The 16218-nt window shown below is 44.6% G+C and carries 15 protein-coding genes; 4 read left to right on the forward strand and 11 right to left on the reverse strand.

The window, feature by feature from the left end; genetic code table 11:
• Positions 1–29: 29 nt before the first annotated feature.
• From LFX17_RS17240 to LFX17_RS17280, 9 genes are all read right to left on the reverse strand, one after another.
• Complete coding sequence (locus LFX17_RS17240) at positions 30–1022, reverse strand: M14 family zinc carboxypeptidase (protein WP_238731329.1); 993 nt, start codon at positions 1020–1022, stop codon at positions 30–32.
• A 2-nt stretch (positions 1023–1024) separates the two neighbouring features.
• The gene (locus tag LFX17_RS17245) at positions 1025–1453 is read right to left on the reverse strand and encodes an LA_2478/LA_2722/LA_4182 family protein (RefSeq protein WP_238731330.1); all 429 of its coding nucleotides are present in this window, start codon (positions 1451–1453) and stop codon (positions 1025–1027) included.
• A 10-nt stretch (positions 1454–1463) separates the two neighbouring features.
• The gene (locus tag LFX17_RS17250; protein WP_238731331.1) at positions 1464–2192 is read right to left on the reverse strand and encodes a flagellar motor protein MotB; all 729 of its coding nucleotides are present in this window, start codon (positions 2190–2192) and stop codon (positions 1464–1466) included.
• Complete coding sequence (locus LFX17_RS17255; RefSeq protein ID WP_238731332.1) at positions 2189–2839, reverse strand: FFLEELY motif protein; 651 nt, start codon at positions 2837–2839, stop codon at positions 2189–2191. The genes LFX17_RS17250 and LFX17_RS17255 overlap by 4 nt, the downstream gene beginning before the upstream one ends.
• Positions 2836–3978 (reverse strand): LIC13341 family surface-exposed protein, encoded by a 1143-nt coding sequence (locus LFX17_RS17260; protein ID WP_238731333.1) that lies wholly within the window; start codon positions 3976–3978, stop codon positions 2836–2838. Before LFX17_RS17260 ends, LFX17_RS17255 begins: the two co-directional genes overlap by 4 nt.
• 112 nt (positions 3979–4090) lie before the next feature.
• A complete protein-coding gene (locus tag LFX17_RS17265; RefSeq protein ID WP_238731643.1) occupies positions 4091–4933 on the reverse strand; it encodes a DUF455 family protein in 843 nt (280 codons plus the stop codon).
• Positions 4934–4935: 2 nt separating this feature from the next.
• Positions 4936–5523, reverse strand: coding sequence for an ATP-binding protein (locus tag LFX17_RS17270; RefSeq protein ID WP_238747476.1), 588 nt, complete (start codon positions 5521–5523; stop codon positions 4936–4938).
• A 72-nt stretch (positions 5524–5595) separates the two neighbouring features.
• On the reverse strand, positions 5596–7158 hold the full coding sequence (gene gltX / locus LFX17_RS17275; protein ID WP_238747478.1) for a glutamate--tRNA ligase: 1563 nt from the start codon (positions 7156–7158) through the stop codon (positions 5596–5598).
• On the reverse strand, positions 7155–8084 hold the full coding sequence (locus tag LFX17_RS17280) for an LIC_13346 family putative lipoprotein (protein ID WP_167882817.1): 930 nt from the start codon (positions 8082–8084) through the stop codon (positions 7155–7157). Before LFX17_RS17280 ends, gltX begins: the two co-directional genes overlap by 4 nt.
• A 202-nt stretch (positions 8085–8286) precedes the next feature.
• On the opposite strand from LFX17_RS17280, the gene LFX17_RS17285 reads away from it, so the two are divergent.
• On the forward strand, positions 8287–9675 hold the full coding sequence (locus tag LFX17_RS17285) for a DNA gyrase subunit A (RefSeq protein WP_238731337.1): 1389 nt from the start codon (positions 8287–8289) through the stop codon (positions 9673–9675).
• Entirely contained in the window at positions 9672–11807 is a 2136-nt protein-coding gene (locus LFX17_RS17290) for a toprim domain-containing protein (RefSeq protein ID WP_238731338.1), read from the forward strand. The genes LFX17_RS17285 and LFX17_RS17290 overlap by 4 nt, the downstream gene beginning before the upstream one ends.
• A 230-nt stretch (positions 11808–12037) precedes the next feature.
• Here the strand turns inward: LFX17_RS17290 and LFX17_RS17295 are convergent, their stop codons facing one another.
• Entirely contained in the window at positions 12038–12688 is a 651-nt protein-coding gene (locus LFX17_RS17295; RefSeq protein ID WP_238747480.1) for a TetR/AcrR family transcriptional regulator, read from the reverse strand.
• Between the two features lie 173 nt (positions 12689–12861).
• On the opposite strand from LFX17_RS17295, the gene LFX17_RS17300 reads away from it, so the two are divergent.
• On the forward strand, positions 12862–13548 hold the full coding sequence (locus LFX17_RS17300) for a DAPG hydrolase family protein (protein WP_238731340.1): 687 nt from the start codon (positions 12862–12864) through the stop codon (positions 13546–13548).
• A 119-nt stretch (positions 13549–13667) separates the two neighbouring features.
• Here LFX17_RS17300 and LFX17_RS17305 read toward each other — a convergent pair whose 3' ends face one another.
• Positions 13668–15014, reverse strand: coding sequence for a flavin monoamine oxidase family protein (locus LFX17_RS17305; RefSeq protein ID WP_238731341.1), 1347 nt, complete (start codon positions 15012–15014; stop codon positions 13668–13670).
• A gap of 606 nt (positions 15015–15620) precedes the next feature.
• Here LFX17_RS17305 and LFX17_RS17310 point away from each other — a divergent pair.
• On the forward strand, positions 15621–16208 hold the full coding sequence (locus tag LFX17_RS17310) for an LIC13354 family exoprotein (RefSeq protein ID WP_238747482.1): 588 nt from the start codon (positions 15621–15623) through the stop codon (positions 16206–16208).
• Positions 16209–16218 lie beyond the last annotated feature (10 nt).

Consider the following 16218-nt stretch of genomic DNA (forward strand, 5'->3'; position numbering starts at 1 on the left):
TACGAAATGTTGGCGCAGAAGCGCCCGAATCAACTTTCCCAATCCTTCGGTCTGGTCAAAGCAAGCCGGACAAAGTCCCGCAAAAATCCTCTATACCTTCCGACCGTCTCGATTTTGTTAAACGAAGCGGGATTGAAAATGCCGCGTTTGCGGAAAAGCTTTGACGGGTCTTCCTTTATGTCCGACCAAGTTCCCACTTCCAAAGTCAAAGGAAGAAGTTTCGATTTCCAGTTGGCTGAATTCTCAGCATGAAAATTTCTATAGTGATCGTAAAACTTATCCCACAAATCTCCGTGAGTCGTATACGTCTCGCTCTGGGGTCCGTATTGAAAATGGATATGACCGCAATGATTTTTGAGATGATCTCCGATCTTTCGATACAAAGCCGTATCGGGACAAGGTTCTTTCGTATAAGCGTACGGCCACCAAACGTTGTCGATGGTTCCGAAACCGGAATGCAAATCTAAAACGGGGATGACCGCGTTCTCGACCCCGAAGAACGATTCTTGAATAAGGCGAAACAACGCTCTCGATTCCGGCTCCAATCCGTTTCCCCGAAAGTAAGGAAGACGTTTGGAAATTTTTTGACCTCCGAAAAAGGGCAACGGTTTTACCGCGTCGATTCCGGAGTTACGCATCAGATCCACTCCCGCCGGATTGGATCTTTGTTTTAAAGCGACGCCGCCGGGATTGACGATCGGAAGAATTACGATTCCTAACTTTCCTTTTTTCAGTTCCGAAAGATAACCCGTGGAATCGGGATGAAGAATGTATTCCAAAAAATCCAGAAGGATCAAGATTCCGATCGTCTCCAAACCGTGAACTCCTGCAACGATCCCGACCGGATGTTCTTTCAGGCCTTTCTCCGTTCCGATTCGCAAGGCTTGTATCGGAAAACGAAAACCCTCCGAGGTTTTTCTGGAAAATCCGATTTGGCTTAAGGACGCGAGTTTGCCTCCCAATTTAAGAATTTTCAGAATCTTCTTATCGTAACGATTGAGCCGTTTAAGACCGCGCAGCATTTTTATTCACGTTTGGATTGTATAATCTGCAATCGATTGCAATTTTCGGAAAGTTTCAAAACGCCTTTTCGAATTCTTTCACAAGATTCGGATGCCGCGGCCTGAAAACAACCGCGGACCGCTTGTTTGATCGTTTCCGGATTTTCGTTCGCGAGCAGATACGCGTTCGACTTGCGGAATTTTTCCGCGCAGTTCGCCGGATTCAATCTTTCCTGAACCAACGATTTTGCAGAATCTTTGAGCTCGGAAGAAGTTTCTTCTGCGCAGGTCGCGATTTTTTGACAATATGCGGAAACAAGTTCGGAAGATTCCTCTCTCCACTTTTCATCCACGATTCCCTCGGGACTGCTTGTTTTTTTGCAAAATGATAAATTCAAAAAAAATAATATTCCAAAAAGTAAGAATGTTATGTTTGTTTTTTTCAGTTTCATATTGGTCCGCTCAATGTTCCGTTTTTTTGCGAATGTAGATTTCGACTCTTTCTCCGGAGGCTTTTCCTTCCGGCGTCGCCGCGGAAGATTCCACCGGTTTAAAACCGCTGGAGGCTTCGATGGAAATTTTTTCCTTAGGGATTTTATAATTCTTAGATAAGGAATCCGCAATCAATTCTGCGCGGAAGGCGTTGTATTCCCATGCGTTTCGGAACCCTTTCTGCGCCGCTTCGTCTCCGTAAGGAATCTGAACCTTCAGAGTGATATCAACATCCATTGCGGCCGACAACTCCGAAATTTTCTGGAAGGCGAAGATCATTTCCTCGTCCGGCTGAAACCGACCTTCCCCCAAAGAAGAACCGAACAGAATGATTTTAATCTCTTCCGTTTCCTGGATTCCGATATTGAGCTTGGCTTTTTCTTTCAGCCGCTTCAAAGCGTAGCTGATTCTTTCCCAAAACCGATACAAAGAAGTTCTGGGTTGAAGAAGAGGATCTTCCTCGATCGTTACATTGCTTCCTTGAAAGAAGGATTCTCCCAAACCGAAGCCGCCTCGAATCACGTCCGCGACCTGCTTCAATTTGAGTTGGTCCACTTGAGAAATGGAATACATGATGATGAATAATCCGAGCAGCAGAGTGATCATGTCGGCGTACGTCAAAAGCCAACGCTCTCGGTTTTCGTGAGATTCTTCCTTGCGGCGACCTCTTTCCAGAAGCTGTCTGCGAAGTCGGCTCATGCTTCCTTACGATTTTCTCCGAGCAAACTATGAATGTACTCCGTTTCCCGTTTTTCCACTTCTTCGTAAAACGAATTGAAGATGTTCGCGGAAACCGGAAGAGTCGCGTTATACGCTTCTTCCACGCTTTGAAACAAAGCGGAAACTCCGAGCAAAGAGGCCATAAAACGGGCCGGCTTGATCAGATAAGCGCTGATGGGCTTGTGCGCGAGCTCGTAAAATACTTTCAAATTTCTTAATACGATTTCGAGCTGTCTCATTCTTTCATGATAATGACCCATTTGACTGTAGTAAAGATCGTATTCTTCCCTGCTGAGTTTTTTTCCGTCCCAACCTCCGTCTACGAGATGTTTTGCGAGAATCGTGTCCATCTCTTCGGTAAGATTGTTGAGTTCGATCAAATATTCGATATTCTCGCGGGAAGTTTCCTTCATCATTCCTTTTACTTTTTGGTACGTATCCATCGCGAGCTGAAGCCAAACTTCCCTTCCTTCGAGATTGTAGATCTTCTCGAAAAAATATTCCACCATAGGAATGGTTTCTTCCAAATGAAAGTAACTCGCGTAAAAAACGCGGAATCGTTCCACTTGCGCTCGGACGACTTCGGCTCGGGCCGCTTTTAGTTTTTTACCCGCGAGATCGCTCATTCTTTTTTCGAAACCAGTTCCAATTTGTAGGAAACGAATCCTTGTTGATCGGTTTGTTTTTGAATCGATCCGAATTGATTCGGAAGATTGACGACATCTCTTCCCATTCGAGTCGAGGATCGAAACAGGACGCTCGGAGTTCCGTCCTTATCCGGCGTTAAAGTAAATCGAATTCCGTATTTATGATTCCTTCCCCAACCTTCTTTCGTGATTTCAACGAGAGGAACGGAGGAATTGATATATTTTCCGGTCGAAGAAAAAACGCTCGAACCCGGAGAATAAATTCTTTGTCCTTCCTTAGTCGTATCGATGCCAACCTTTCCTCCGTCCGGAAACGAAAGGGAAAGATACGTGACTCCCGCGTAAGAGCCCCGATTTTTAAACCAAAGAACCGCTTCTCCCGGAACTCCCTTTTTCCATTCGTTCGGAGCTTCCAAAGAAAGAAGAGAAGGAACCGCGACTCTCGGAATATCGGGAACCATTTCCCAGCCGTTGAAGATGAAGTTCTGCGCATAACTTCGGTTTGACGGAAAAATGGTGATATTCTTTTCGCCCTTGTTATAATCGAAATCGATCCGTTTGGATTTAATTAGAAATTCATGATCTTTTAATGAAACCAAGCCGTCCAAAATCTTTTGTCCCTTTCGGATCGTATACGGAACGGAAAATAGTCCGAGAGGAGGTTCTTCGCTCAACACCTCCAAAAAGAGGGAATTGAATCCGTCGCCGGGAAGTTCGTCCATTAGAATTCTCTTAACTACGTAACCCGCCTCTCTCGTCTGAGTGTCGCCTTCTCCGGGGAGCCAAGCCGATTTGGAAGCGTCGTAGTGAAGCGGTCCGATATTCAAAAGCGCAAAGGAGAATTTACCGAGCAAGGACCATTCCCCTCCTTTCCTTTTAAAAACTCCGAGAACCTCTTCGGTTCCGTTGCGGACCAAGGCAAAGGATTCCAATTCGGGATCTTCGTCCAAGTTCCCTACTTTTTTTAAAACGACATCCGGATTCTTTCGATCACCGGCAGGCAATAACAGATCTAGGATTTGAGAATCGGAAGGGGTCTTTGCAGAACAGCCCACGGCTAACACGAGCGCGATTAGACCGAAAAGAATTTTCCGAAAACGAGATGAGATTGGATTCATGTTCGATTACAGAATCCGGGAGGGAAAACGGCCTGTCTATGATTTTCCGAGGAGCCTAACTTAGGTTCAAGACCTGCCGAGCGATCCTTAGAGAGCGAAGGCGCTGAGTTTTTTAAGGATAGGTTCTATCCAAGACTTCCTTTAAGATCCGTGAATTGACTCGTCCGGTATATTCGTCTTCGTAAAGTTCCAATTTCGTTACAAATTCTTGGGAAAAACCGGCCTCAATCCTGGTCTCGGGAAAGTAATGATACCCCTTTGCCCTTCTTGGAGTAAACGGAAACTCGATCAACGAAAGGTAGTGGTCCCATTCGTTTTCGGAATCAGACATTCTTTTTTTGATATAACGAACCCCGCGCCGAACGTGTTTGATTTCGTCTTCGTAGACTTTCCTCATAATGTCCGCCTTTTCGAAATCTCCGAATCGTTCAAAGGCCATCGTATAAATTTTTGAAAAATCAAGATTGGCTCCTTCAAAGGAAATCGCCATGATCGCGTAAAACTTTTCGAGCGTCTGCATTCTTGGAATCTGTTTCCAAAAGATATAATTCAGCGGTCGGTCTCCGAGTTCCATTCCTCCTTTTTTCATTTCGGAAAGATAGAGCCTCAGATGGGTTTGTTCTTCCAAAAGGGTTCGATACAATCCGAAACGCACGCCGGACGACGCGTCTTGAAATTTTAGAAGGGCGTATGCGAAGAGTTCGATCGCCATGAGCTCGTGATTGGCAAAATGATGGAGGGTAACGATTCGATTCTCTTCGTTAAACAACTGCTCGAGTCTCGGAATCTTGCTTTTATGATCGGAGATCGCGATCTTTTGTCCGCGGACCGGCAATGACGGTAAATCAGTATATTCTAAAGAACGAATATCGATCGGAGGAACGGAAGGTGAAAAAAGTTTATCTTCGAGGCTCGGGCCGAGAAGCACCTGTCTGGCGAACTCGTTTAAGGTCATGGTCAAGCGGGATGTTTGGAAGCGTCGAACCCGAGTTCAATGATCGAACCTTGAATGTTCTTCTCGTCGGGATTCGAAGAAATTTTACCTTCTCCGCAGTGATACATGATTTTAAAAGTGTCCATCAACGACTGGATGATCTGAAGTCCTCTTCCGATATTTCTGTGAGGGATTTGAGATCCTTTCCAAGGGAGAATCTCGCACTTCTTTTCTTGATGTTGTTTGATACAGTTGAGATAGTCTTTGAGATTGGAAATTCGTGAATCGTTCATGAAGGATTCTAACTTTTCGGATTTGAGACCGGAACCGTAGTCCATGATCCACATCGTAAACTTACTATCTTTGATTACCCAACGACAAATGATCGTTTCATCCGAACTGACTTTGACGTTAGCGGAAATGGAGTTGGTGAGAGCCTCGTCGGCGGCCAATTCTATATTGGTAATGTCTTTGGTTGAGAAACGGTTTTCCGACAGGGAGTTTCTCAAAGCGAACCTAAGTTCTTTGATGCTGGTTAAATCGGTGGGAAGAAACATAACGTACGACCCGCCATTGTGTTTTACCAGTAATGATTCGTCAGAATCTCTCATCTCCGTTCCAGCGCCCACTTTCAAAAATAACAGCCTAAAGCAGGCGATTTGAGCAAAATATACCGGTTTTTTTCAGGACGACAACGAAATTCCTGCTTCTCCGGCTGTTTTTTCAATTCTCTGTAGGAGCTTTTCTTTCCCTAAAAGGGGGAATAATATCGGTAACTCCAGTCCAGCTGACTTTCCGGTGGTTGTAGCCCGGATCGGCATAAAGAGAGTTTTTCCTTTCTGTCCGGTTGTTTCTCCGACCTTGGACATTAGGTTCTTATAGTCCTCATCGGTCTTCGGATTTCCATTCTTCAGCATTCCGTAGAATTCTCGGACCACTTTCGGCCCGTCCCCGTCCTTCATAAATCCGGCCGCTTCCGGCGACTGAATCCTTAGATCCGTTACGAAGAATTCCGCGATGTAATCCGGAGCCTGGGTCAGGTTGTCCAGATATACTCTTACAGATTCGACGATCGAAGTAAGCACGGGGTTACCTACATTTTTCACTTCTTCCGGAATATCCTTTCTGTCTTTTAGAAAAGGGAGAAGGTTTTCTACGACTTTCGGTAAGTCTAATTCTCTAATCGTTCGATTGGATAACCAATTGAGTTTGGATTTCGGGTTCATCGCTTCGGCGATTTGCGCGAGGTCGGAAAAGTTCGTTACAACCTCGTCTTCCGCTTTCGGTTTTTTGAATACGTCGAACGTGGAAGGAGATTTGGAACAACGATGCACATCGAAAATTTTTTCGAGTTCCTCGCCGGGAAGAAATTCTCTTCCGTCCGCGGAAGTCCATCCGAGAAGCGCCATATAATTTCGGAACGTTTCCGGAAGATAACCCAAGTCCCGGAACGCAAGAATGGAAGTCGCGCCCGCACGCTTGGAAAGTTTTTTTCCGTCCATCCCGACGATCTCGGAGGCATGCGCAAACTCGGGAACCTCATAGCCGAGCGCTTCGTATAACAGAATTTGTCTCGGTGTATTGGAAAGATGTCCTACGCCTCGAATGACGTGCGTGATCTTCATCAACGCGTCGTCTACAACGACCGCGTAGTTGTAGGAGGGAAATCCATCCGACTTTACGATGATAAAATCGCCGATCAGTTTCGTTTCGAACTTCACTTTTCCCTGAATGATGTCGTTGACGATCAGAGTTTTGGCGGGAGTTTTAAAACGGACCGAATAAGGAATTCCCTGTTTGAGTTTTTCCTCCACTTCTTCGTCGGACATGTTCGCGTGAAGTCCGTCGTAGACGTACGGAACTCCCATCGCCTCGGCTTGTTTTTTCTTGGCCTCTAATTCTTCCTGAGTACAAAAACAACGGTAGGCTTTTTTTTCCTTCAGAAGTTTTTCGGTGTATTCTTTATAGATGTTTAAACGTTGGCTTTGGATGTAAGGTCCGTATTCTCCCCCGGCCTCCGGACCCTCGTCCCAATGAACGCCCAACCATTTCAAAGATTCTAATATGATTTTGAAAGAATCCTCCGTGGATCGGTTCTGATCCGTGTCTTCGATTCTTAAGATGAACTTGCCGCCTTGGGCTTTTGCATACAGATAATTGAAAAGAGCGGTTCTCGCTCCGCCTACGTGTAAAAATCCGCTGGGAGACGGAGCAAATCGTGTGCGAACTTCTCTATTTTGATTCATGGGGATTGATTCTTCTCGTTCGAAATTCTTATGATAGGATAATTTTTGAAATTAGCCGTTGTGGTAAATGGTTTATTTGCGATCAGATCGTAAAATGAAACGGATTTTTTGACTTCATTCTTTCTAAGCGAGGTTAAGTCGATCTCGGAAGGAAGATCCAAACAATAGTATTCGACATAAGAATCCGTTTTTCGAAGAGGAAGAATCGGAATCGATCCGCTGAGTCCGATCGCGGGAGGATATTCCAAGGATTCGTAATCGTAGTCTCTGGATAAGGAAACAACTCCGCTTGCGGAAACGAATTCGGTCTGCATCACCTTCGTTAAAATTCCGCGGAGACTGTGTCTCCATTTTAGAATTCCGATTCCCGGAACTCTGCGGATTTCTTCGACTTCGCGCAAGCCGCCCTCGTCGTTGATCAGAAATTCTTTTTTGAAATCTTCAAAGACTTCGCTTTTCGGTTGAGGAAGAATTTCGGGCAACGCTTTTGTGTTCGATATTTCGGATCGTTTGCTTATCGACTTCGCAACGAATTCGATTCTCCGATTGTCGTTCGGATTTCTAAGAATCGGGCCTCTCCACTCCGAAACTTCGAGAAGAATTCTCTCAGAACGTTCCGCCTTTTCGCCGAGCTCCAAGTATTTTAGAATTCCCTGAATCATTTCATCCTTTCCCGATCGGTTGCGGAGAATCACGTACCGAACTTGAAGGCTGGACGGTTCGTAATACGGAGAGTGGAGCGCGGAAGAAGCGAAGAAGATTTGTGATGCGTAGTTTTCGGAAATCGGTTTGGAACCGAAATGCAAAACCTCTTGAATACTTCCGCATTGAAATAAAAAGAAAAAAGAGCTTAGAATCCAAACTTTCTTGGAAAGCGAATTCCGTAGAATCGAAAGCGTCTGCATAGGTTTGAAATCGGTTTTCATTGAATTGTTCATCTTGATTTTCGAAAAAACCTGCAAGGAAAAACCCAAAAATTAAACTTTCTTTACAAAAACGGGGGGTGGTTTATGCAAAGTGCCCGAAAGCGAATTGTTCAAGAATTCGCCTCAAAAACACTATATTCAATCCGGTCAACTTTTTTCATTTGACAGGATAGTCTTCTAGAATTTCGTTGGCCAAAACCGTATGAAGAATTCCAATCCACCAAAATCAAAAGAATCGTTTCCAAAACGTCCTTTTGAAGATCAAGTCAATGACGATCAGAGAAAATATTCTCGCTATGTATGTGATTCTCGGGCGATTCCGCACGAAATCGACGGTCTGAAACCCGTCCAGAGAAGAATTCTCTGGGCTATGTGGAACTCGGACGCAAGAAACCGTTATACAAAAACCGTAAAAGTCGCCGGTCTTGCGATGGGATATCACCCGCACGGCGATAAATCGATTCAGGATGCGCTTTCTCAAATGGCTCAGGACTTTACCTTTGCCAATAATATTCCTCTCGTTTCCGGTGAAGGAACCTTCGGAGACGTTTTGGATCCGAGCGCGATCGCTTCTCCGCGTTATACCGAAGTAAAACTATCCGACTTTGTAAAAGATTTGGGATTCTTTGAAAGTTTGCCGGATATCGATTACGTTAAGAACTACGACGAAACCGAGGACGAACCGATTCACTTTGTCGGAAAAGTTCCGATCGTTCTTTTGAACAACATTCAAGGAATCGCGACCGGATTTCGTTGTTTTATTCCGGGTCATAGACTTGCCGACATCGTTAAGTCTCAAGTCAATTATCTCAAAACCAAAAAACCTCTTCCGTTAAAACCTTGGTACAAGGACTTCAACGGGGAAGTGAAGATGGCCGAAACCGAGACCGGAAATATCACGATGTCCACAACGTTCGCGTTCAAATGGGACGGAGATACTTTGTATCTTACCGATTCGCCGATGAACTGGAACCGTGAGAAGGTGATTTCCCTCTTGGACGATATTCTTGAAAAGAAGGATTCGTGGCTGAAGGATTATGTGGATTATTCCAGCCAAACGTTTAAGATTGAACTTCAGTATAAGAAGGGAGAAAAGCCGAGCCAAAAAGAAATCATGGCCCTCTTCAACAAAGAGGACGTGCAAACTCTGGCGACAAACGTCATTACTTACGACGGTAAACTGAAGAATTTAAAGCCCGAAGAAATCATCAAACGCTTCTGCGACTTCCGTAAAACGCATTTGATCCGAAGATTCAAACGACTCGCCGGTTTGGAAGAGGAGAAAATCGAAAGAAACTCCGAATTGATCCGTTTTATTAAAGAGAAATGGAACGAGAAGGTCGTCGGAATCAAATCGAAAAAGGATTTTGAGGAAAAACTCAAAGTTTCCAAGTTCAAATACTTCGAATGGTTGTCCACGATTCCCGTCTATAGAATGACGATCGAGGAAGTGCGTAAATGCGAAGAAGCGATCGTGGAAGCGAAAACCACTCTGGCCCGTTATCAAGGTCTGGTCAAAGAAGATAAAAAATTGACCGACTATATGATCACCGAGCTGGACGAACTCCAAAATAAATGGGATAAAGTATGAGCGCCGATAAGAACAAAGTAAAAGAAAAAACATCCCAAGAAAGAAATTTTAAAAAGTTATCCAACGTGGAACACGTTCGGATGAGAACGGGTATGTGGTTGGGACAAAACTCCGCTTCCACGTTCGAACAACACTTTTTCCGTAAGAACAACGAAGGAAAATACGAGATCGTTCACGAAGAACTCGAAGACGTTCCGGCAAAACTGAAATGTCTGGACGAAGCTTGTATGAACGCGGTGGACGAATACCGCAAAAATCAAAAGGACAAAACGATTCCTGAAAAGGATAAGATGTCCAAACTGATCATTCAACTTTCTTCCGATCGCAAATGTGTGACGATCACCGATAACGGACGCGGAATCCCCGCCGCCAACGCGGAAGGGGTTTATCTCCATTTGATGTACGGGGAGAATTTCGACGATCACGTAAAACAGGATCACGTAGCCGGTCAAAACGGCGTAGGGATTTCCCTCGTGAGAATGGTTTCGAGCTACTTCAAAGTTAAAACCGTAAACAACGGAAATTCCTTTAAGAAGCTGTTCACCGTTCACGACGACGTAAAAAAACAAATCCGTTCCTATAAACTTTCCAAAGAGGATACGGACCGCGTTTTTCTTTACTTCGACGAACACGGAAAGTTCACCGATTGCAATCTTCTCACCAAAGATCAAATCGATAAGCTCGGTCCTTTATTAAAAAAAACGAATATGCAGGAATTGATCGAAAAGGCTCCCAAAGAGGATCACGGGACTTCCGTGGAGTTCGAACTCAATCCGCAATATTTCAACAAACTGGATATTTCCTTCAACGTGGATCTGATGAAACAATATCTTCAGGATATTGCGATGACGAACCCGGGTTTGGAGGTTCAGTTCGTTTTCAAAGGGAAAAAGGAAAAGTATAAGTTCAAGAAAGGTTTGGACGAAATCTTTTCCCATTCCGATCTCGTTTACTACAAGATGGATTACGTCGCTCCGAATTCACCTTCTCAGCTTCATCTGGAAACGTATCTCGTCATCGGTCAGAATAAGAACCTGGCTTGGGTCAATTCCATCTTCGCACCGCAAGGCGGGTCCGCGATCGAATATCTGGAAAACAGAATCTGCGACGAGGTTCGTAAAAAAAGTCAGATCGTAGCGCTTGAGAAAAAACTCAAGACAAGTTCGACTCGTAACGACGTGAGAAACTGTTTTCACATGTATGTAAACGCGAGGCTTTTGAATCCTCGTTTTAAATCCCAGGATAAATCGTATCTGATCAACGACCTAAATGAAGAGATTCGGAATGCGGTCGATAAACATCTCGAGAAGTTCATCAAAAAAACCGGACTGATAGAAGAGATCAAACTTCAGATGGAAAAGAGAACCCAACTCAAAGCGTTTGAAGACGCGCAGAAGGGTTTGAAAAAAGCGAGCCGGATGAACATTCCGAAGCTCATGCCTCCTACCGGAAAAGCGGGAGATCCGGGCCGAGTTCTGTTCGTAGCGGAAGGGGATTCAGCAATCGCGGGTCTTCGTCCCGCGAGAAATCCAAAACTTCACGGTTTATTTCCGTTAAGAGGAAAACCGTTGAACTGCAAAGGTTTGAGCATCGCCAAGGCGATCGCAAACGAAGAACTAAAAAACATCGTAGCGATCGTGGGACTTCCTTTGGATCAAAAGGTAAAATCTTTGGACGAATTGAATTACGAAAAAGTCAGCATTATCACGGATGCGGACTTTGACGGTTATGCGATTCGATCCTTGATGCTTTCTTTCTTTTACGAATATTGGCCCGAACTTTTCGAACTGGGTTTTATTCATATCTCCAGCGCCCCGCTTTACGAAGTGGATGTGAAGTTCGGAGATAAGAAGAAGGAAACCGTATTCTGCATCGACGATAAGGATTATGAAGACTTAATCAAACGCGTCGAAAAAAGCGGAGGCGAGATCACCCGTAAAAAACGAAACAAAGGACTCGGTGAAACCGGTAAAGAAGCGATGAAGTTCGCGGTCGAAGAATGTATGACGAAGATTACGATCGGAAACAAGAAAGAAGCTTCTAAAGTTCAGAATCTCTGGTTTCACAAAGATTTCGCGGAACAAAGAAGGGACGCAATCTCCGAATATGCGATGAGCGTGATCGAAGACTGATTTTTGTTCAATAGAAAATTAGAATATTCTGTTTTTGGAAAAGGGGCTTCGGCCCCTTTTTTATTTTGTCGGAGTTCCGACAAAATTTTGCGCTTAAGATTGGATTGACTTTTTTCGATTTTTCTGTTATAAGCGGATTTGGTAAAAGTTCCCGCCACCTCTCCTCCTCCACCCAATCAGGGCGGGGCCGTCGCGTTTCACGATAAAATCGTAGGACCTACAACAAAATTTTAACTTCGAATTCCTTCTTGAAGCATCTTGAGAATTTTTCCGATCTCCGCATCGTCGTCGAATCGATCGTCTTTGGTTAAAACGAACCGATATACGAGATAGGATATATTGATGCTGTACGAAGTTTTTGCGAACGTTTCCGGATCGAGATCCTTTCGAATCTCACCCTTCTCCTGGAAATAACGAATCGCTTCCAGCGCGGGTTTGAAAAGATTCTCTTTCCAGACGTCTCCGAAAAAATCCGCAAAACTCGAATCGTGTAAAATCGCGGACAAAAGGATTCGAATTTTCGAATGATTCTCTTTAGCCGCTTGGATCCGGTTTTTCATCATAGAAAGATACCACTGTTCAAAAGAAACATTCCTTGTTTCGAGGAACTTGCGAAGTTCCGGCATCTGGGAACCGAAAGCGGTTTCATAAACGATCGCGGATAGGATTCTTATATAAAGATCCTTTTTTGTCGGAAAGTATTTGAACAGCGTCCGTTCCGTGACGTTCGCTTTTTTCGCGATTTGGGCGGTGGTCGCTCCTTCAAAACCGAATTCTCCGAAAATGGATTCACCGGCCTTTACGATATCGATTTCCTTTTCCGAAACCGGATTCGCGTATCGTTCGTATTCCGAAATCAGTTTTTTACGATTGAGCTTCAAACGGTTCCTCTTCGATCGATCTTGAAATTCGAACATAAAAAGAAAACCGATTTCGAACGATGAAAGCCTCTTTTCGCGGAGTTTTTTTTCGGAAGGTTCCCGAAAAGTTGTTGTATAGTGCGTACTTTACCGTCTATTGTTTTAGTATAGTATTTACTATATTTGGAGAATTTATGAAAAACGTAGATACAAAGCTTCCCCTTTCTCTTCCGGTTTCATGGCTCAAGAAGAACGTAAACACGGCCGAATCGGGCATGGAAATTTTACCCGATGGAAGAGTGAAATTCTGGATCCGCCATTCCCCCTTAAAAGGTGTTACTCCGAAAATGCTAGTCTGGTGGTTTTCCCATTTGGAAGGCACGATTGAATACGACGGCGGCGTATTCAATCGATACCGCATTTGGCATCCCGAAGATCACGTTCACGCGAGTTACGAAAGACGTTTGCCAGACGGTTCGATCGGGCCGGGCGCTTCCATTCGGTTGGTGGAATATCTGGGTAGAAATAAAAACTACATCGTCAATATCGTTACGGAAATCGAAAAGCTGGACGAAACCGGTTACATTCACAATCCAAAATTGGAAGGGAAATACAAGGTCGCGAGAATGGAATACGAATTCTCCGCGATCGGCAACGATACGTTTTATACGAACTGCCTCATCATAGGTTGGAAAGGATGGACTTGGAACTGGATTCGTCCCTTGTTCCTAAAGTTCGTGTTTAACAAGGAAAGAGGTTTCGCTTGGATCAAACACAACGTGGAAGAAGTCGGTCAGTTCGAAAGATTCTTACCCGAATTGTATCGAAAAGAAACCGCTTCATCGAAGGAAAGTCGACTTGCTGAATCCGTGTCGCTTTAAAAAACGATTTCGATTTCAACGTTGCAGTCGTTTAAAAAACGGATGAATCGAAAAAACGAGGAGACACGAATTGATCACCGGTTTCGCCACGGTTTGACGGTTTGAAATGCGATTCTATTCTAAACCTGATTCACAGCGCGGATCGCGGAGGTGAGAGCGCCTTCCACCGTTCCGTTGATTTCCGCGGTGTGTTCTCCGGCAAAGAAAATTCGATCCATCGGTTTTAACAAAGATATGATCGAACCGTAACTTCCCGGAGGAAAGGTCGCAATTCCGGTCGGAACGAACTTCGACTGCGATATTTCGCTGCTTTGAATTCTTAATACCTGCAAATCCTTTTTCTGTCCCAAACGTTCGAGCGCAAGACGGATATATTCCACTTTCATCGCGTCCGTGGAAGAAGCAAATACGTCGTATCGATCCCCCGTCGCGATCATGCCGAGAACCTTGTCTTCGGAACCGGCCTTGGTTCCCGCGTCGTATATGAAACCAGCGGCAGAATCCGAATACGCGGAAAAATTCTCCCGATTCCAAGGCGCTTCGCGAAGCATTAGAAAAGTCTTATAGATTCTCGAATAACGGATTCGCAACGCGGATAATTTCTTTTCCTTGTCCAATTCCGGGTCCCATTGAATCGACGTTAATTGATTTGCGGGAAGCGTGGAAATACAGGCGCTGCCTTCGAGCTTCTTTCCGGAAGCGGTCGTTACGGCGACCTTTCCTTCTCCCTGCGTAACGGAAACGACCGGATCGGCAAAGACGGTTTCGGTATTCTCCAACGAGAAAACGAGCGCCTTTGCCAACGCTTCCATCCCGCCTTCGACGCGTGTGTTGTATTTAGGAAAGTTGACGAGATCGGACAAAACCTTCTGTGCGGATAAGGAACGAAGAGAATCTCCGTAATATAAGGAATATTTAAAGTTCAATACGTTCAAATCTTCCGGAGTCATTCCTTGATACGTCAGAAAATTATAAAAACTGATTCGATCCAATTCCTGTTGCTGCGTGGAATTGATTTTAGAATTCATCTGAATGAGTTTGTTCAAAATCTCCTGCGACTTCGGAGAAATGTCCCAAGTTCCGAACTTCTGATACGATCCGAAAAACAAATCCGATTGAACTTCGAAATCGGTCGTCTTTAAACCCAGCTCGCGGAGTAAACTTCTTGCGGTTCTATGTTCATTCTGAATCCACTCGGCGCCCAAATCCAAAACGTTGCCGCTCCCGTCGGCGACCGTCCGGATTCTCCCCCCCAAACGATCCGTCGCTTCAATGAGTTTTACCTTGATTCCGGTTTTGCCCAAAAGGTAGGAAGCGTAAAGCCCTGAAATTCCGCCGCCAAGCACGATCACGGTCTTCTGCGGGGATGACGTCCCTTGCGCCCGTAAATTCATCCCAGGAAGGCCGGAAATGCCTGCTGCGGTCAAAATTCCTAGTTTGATAAACTCCGATCTGCTTAGTTTCATTGGGTTGTCCGAATTGAATTTGGAAGGTTAGATTCCTTTTCCTTTATTTTCGGTCAAAATCTTGCATTTTAAGAATCATTTTGATCGTACTTTTTGAATTTGTCGAAGTGTGGGAACTCCCACGAAGTTCAAGATCTTTCCGTAAAGTAAAGTGTGGGAACTCATACGAATTAGAATTCACGGTGAAATTTACGAACAACGGACGATTTTCCATTCTTAAAAAAAGAAGAAAGGGCCGTCTTTCTTTGCTCAAAAAAAATCTTGCCCGTACAAGCTTCCGATTTTCCCCTGTCCATAAGCTTTCAGGGAGGAAGTTGGGTGAAATTCCCACGCTGACCCGCAACTGTGAATTCGATTTTAGTTTTAGAATCGGACAGCCAGATCTTCCCCGCGAACAACGTCCTCGAGGTAGGGACAGTTCGAAACTCGCCTTTGCATTTTTCATGCGTCCGCGATGGGGTCCCGAAAGACGAACGTCGGGGGACCCGAGTGGAAAATTCAAACTTTTCAATCCATTCGTTAGAACGGATTCTAAATCGAATTCTATACGTTTGCAATTTAGAATCTTTTCTACCCTGACAAAGGAAAACTTTTGCAGGTAACAACATGAAAAAACTTTCAATCCATTGGAAACTCTTTGCGGTAACCTTTCTGATTCTCGGATTGGTGAATTGTTTTGAAACGAAGAAGGAAGAGGATAACAACGATAATAATCTTCTTCTTGCGGCGATCATCGCGAACAACTTCGAGATTACGGGTTCTTGGACCTTTTACAACGGAACTCCCGATTACGCAGGAGCGGCGTTCACAGAAAAAGGAACGATTTCTCAAGGAACCTATACGATTACACAATCTAGAATTTCGAGAAACATTAAAGACTCAGGCTTCGGAGCAAGCCAGTTAATCGGGGACGTGGTGGAAATCGATCTCTCGAAAAAAGTGGCCTATGTTCAATTTACGCAAGATTCCACTTATTCCAAAGGTAAGTTCGCTTGGTATCGCTGGACATACAACGGCGGCTACTTCTATATTTGCCCGGATCTTTCAGGTGTGAGCAATCAAAACACTTTGGAACAGGCGAAAGCGGATAATCTTGATACGTATTCCAACACTGCAAGCATCAACGCCGGTTGCGGTTTGAACAGCGGATTCGACCCTGCTCCGTGGAGTCGTTTGGAAATTAAAACGAATTAAAGTTTTTGAA

Origin of the sequence: Leptospira sanjuanensis, from assembly GCF_022267375.1 — a bacterium.
GTDB lineage: Bacteria > Spirochaetota > Leptospiria > Leptospirales > Leptospiraceae > Leptospira > Leptospira sanjuanensis.

What these genes read in the sequence shown, in the direction of transcription:
- LFX17_RS17240 (WP_238731329.1), bottom strand. Translation starts at nt 1,022, where the DNA reads ATGCTGCGCGGTCTTAAACGGCTCAATCGTTACGATAAGAAGATTCTG.
- LFX17_RS17245 (WP_238731330.1), bottom strand. Translation starts at nt 1,453, where the DNA reads ATGAAACTGAAAAAAACAAACATAACATTCTTACTTTTTGGAATATTA.
- LFX17_RS17250 (WP_238731331.1), bottom strand. Translation starts at nt 2,192, where the DNA reads ATGAGCCGACTTCGCAGACAGCTTCTGGAAAGAGGTCGCCGCAAGGAA.
- LFX17_RS17255 (WP_238731332.1), bottom strand. Translation starts at nt 2,839, where the DNA reads ATGAGCGATCTCGCGGGTAAAAAACTAAAAGCGGCCCGAGCCGAAGTC.
- LFX17_RS17260 (WP_238731333.1), bottom strand. Translation starts at nt 3,978, where the DNA reads ATGAATCCAATCTCATCTCGTTTTCGGAAAATTCTTTTCGGTCTAATC.
- LFX17_RS17265 (WP_238731643.1), bottom strand. Translation starts at nt 4,933, where the DNA reads ATGACCTTAAACGAGTTCGCCAGACAGGTGCTTCTCGGCCCGAGCCTC.
- LFX17_RS17270 (WP_238747476.1), bottom strand. Translation starts at nt 5,523, where the DNA reads ATGAGAGATTCTGACGAATCATTACTGGTAAAACACAATGGCGGGTCG.
- gltX (WP_238747478.1), bottom strand. Translation starts at nt 7,158, where the DNA reads ATGAATCAAAATAGAGAAGTTCGCACACGATTTGCTCCGTCTCCCAGC.
- LFX17_RS17280 (WP_167882817.1), bottom strand. Translation starts at nt 8,084, where the DNA reads ATGAAAACCGATTTCAAACCTATGCAGACGCTTTCGATTCTACGGAAT.
- LFX17_RS17285 (WP_238731337.1), top strand. Translation starts at nt 8,287, where the DNA reads ATGAAGAATTCCAATCCACCAAAATCAAAAGAATCGTTTCCAAAACGT.
- LFX17_RS17290 (WP_238731338.1), top strand. Translation starts at nt 9,672, where the DNA reads ATGAGCGCCGATAAGAACAAAGTAAAAGAAAAAACATCCCAAGAAAGA.
- LFX17_RS17300 (WP_238731340.1), top strand. Translation starts at nt 12,862, where the DNA reads ATGAAAAACGTAGATACAAAGCTTCCCCTTTCTCTTCCGGTTTCATGG.
- LFX17_RS17305 (WP_238731341.1), bottom strand. Translation starts at nt 15,014, where the DNA reads ATGAAACTAAGCAGATCGGAGTTTATCAAACTAGGAATTTTGACCGCA.
- LFX17_RS17310 (WP_238747482.1), top strand. Translation starts at nt 15,621, where the DNA reads ATGAAAAAACTTTCAATCCATTGGAAACTCTTTGCGGTAACCTTTCTG.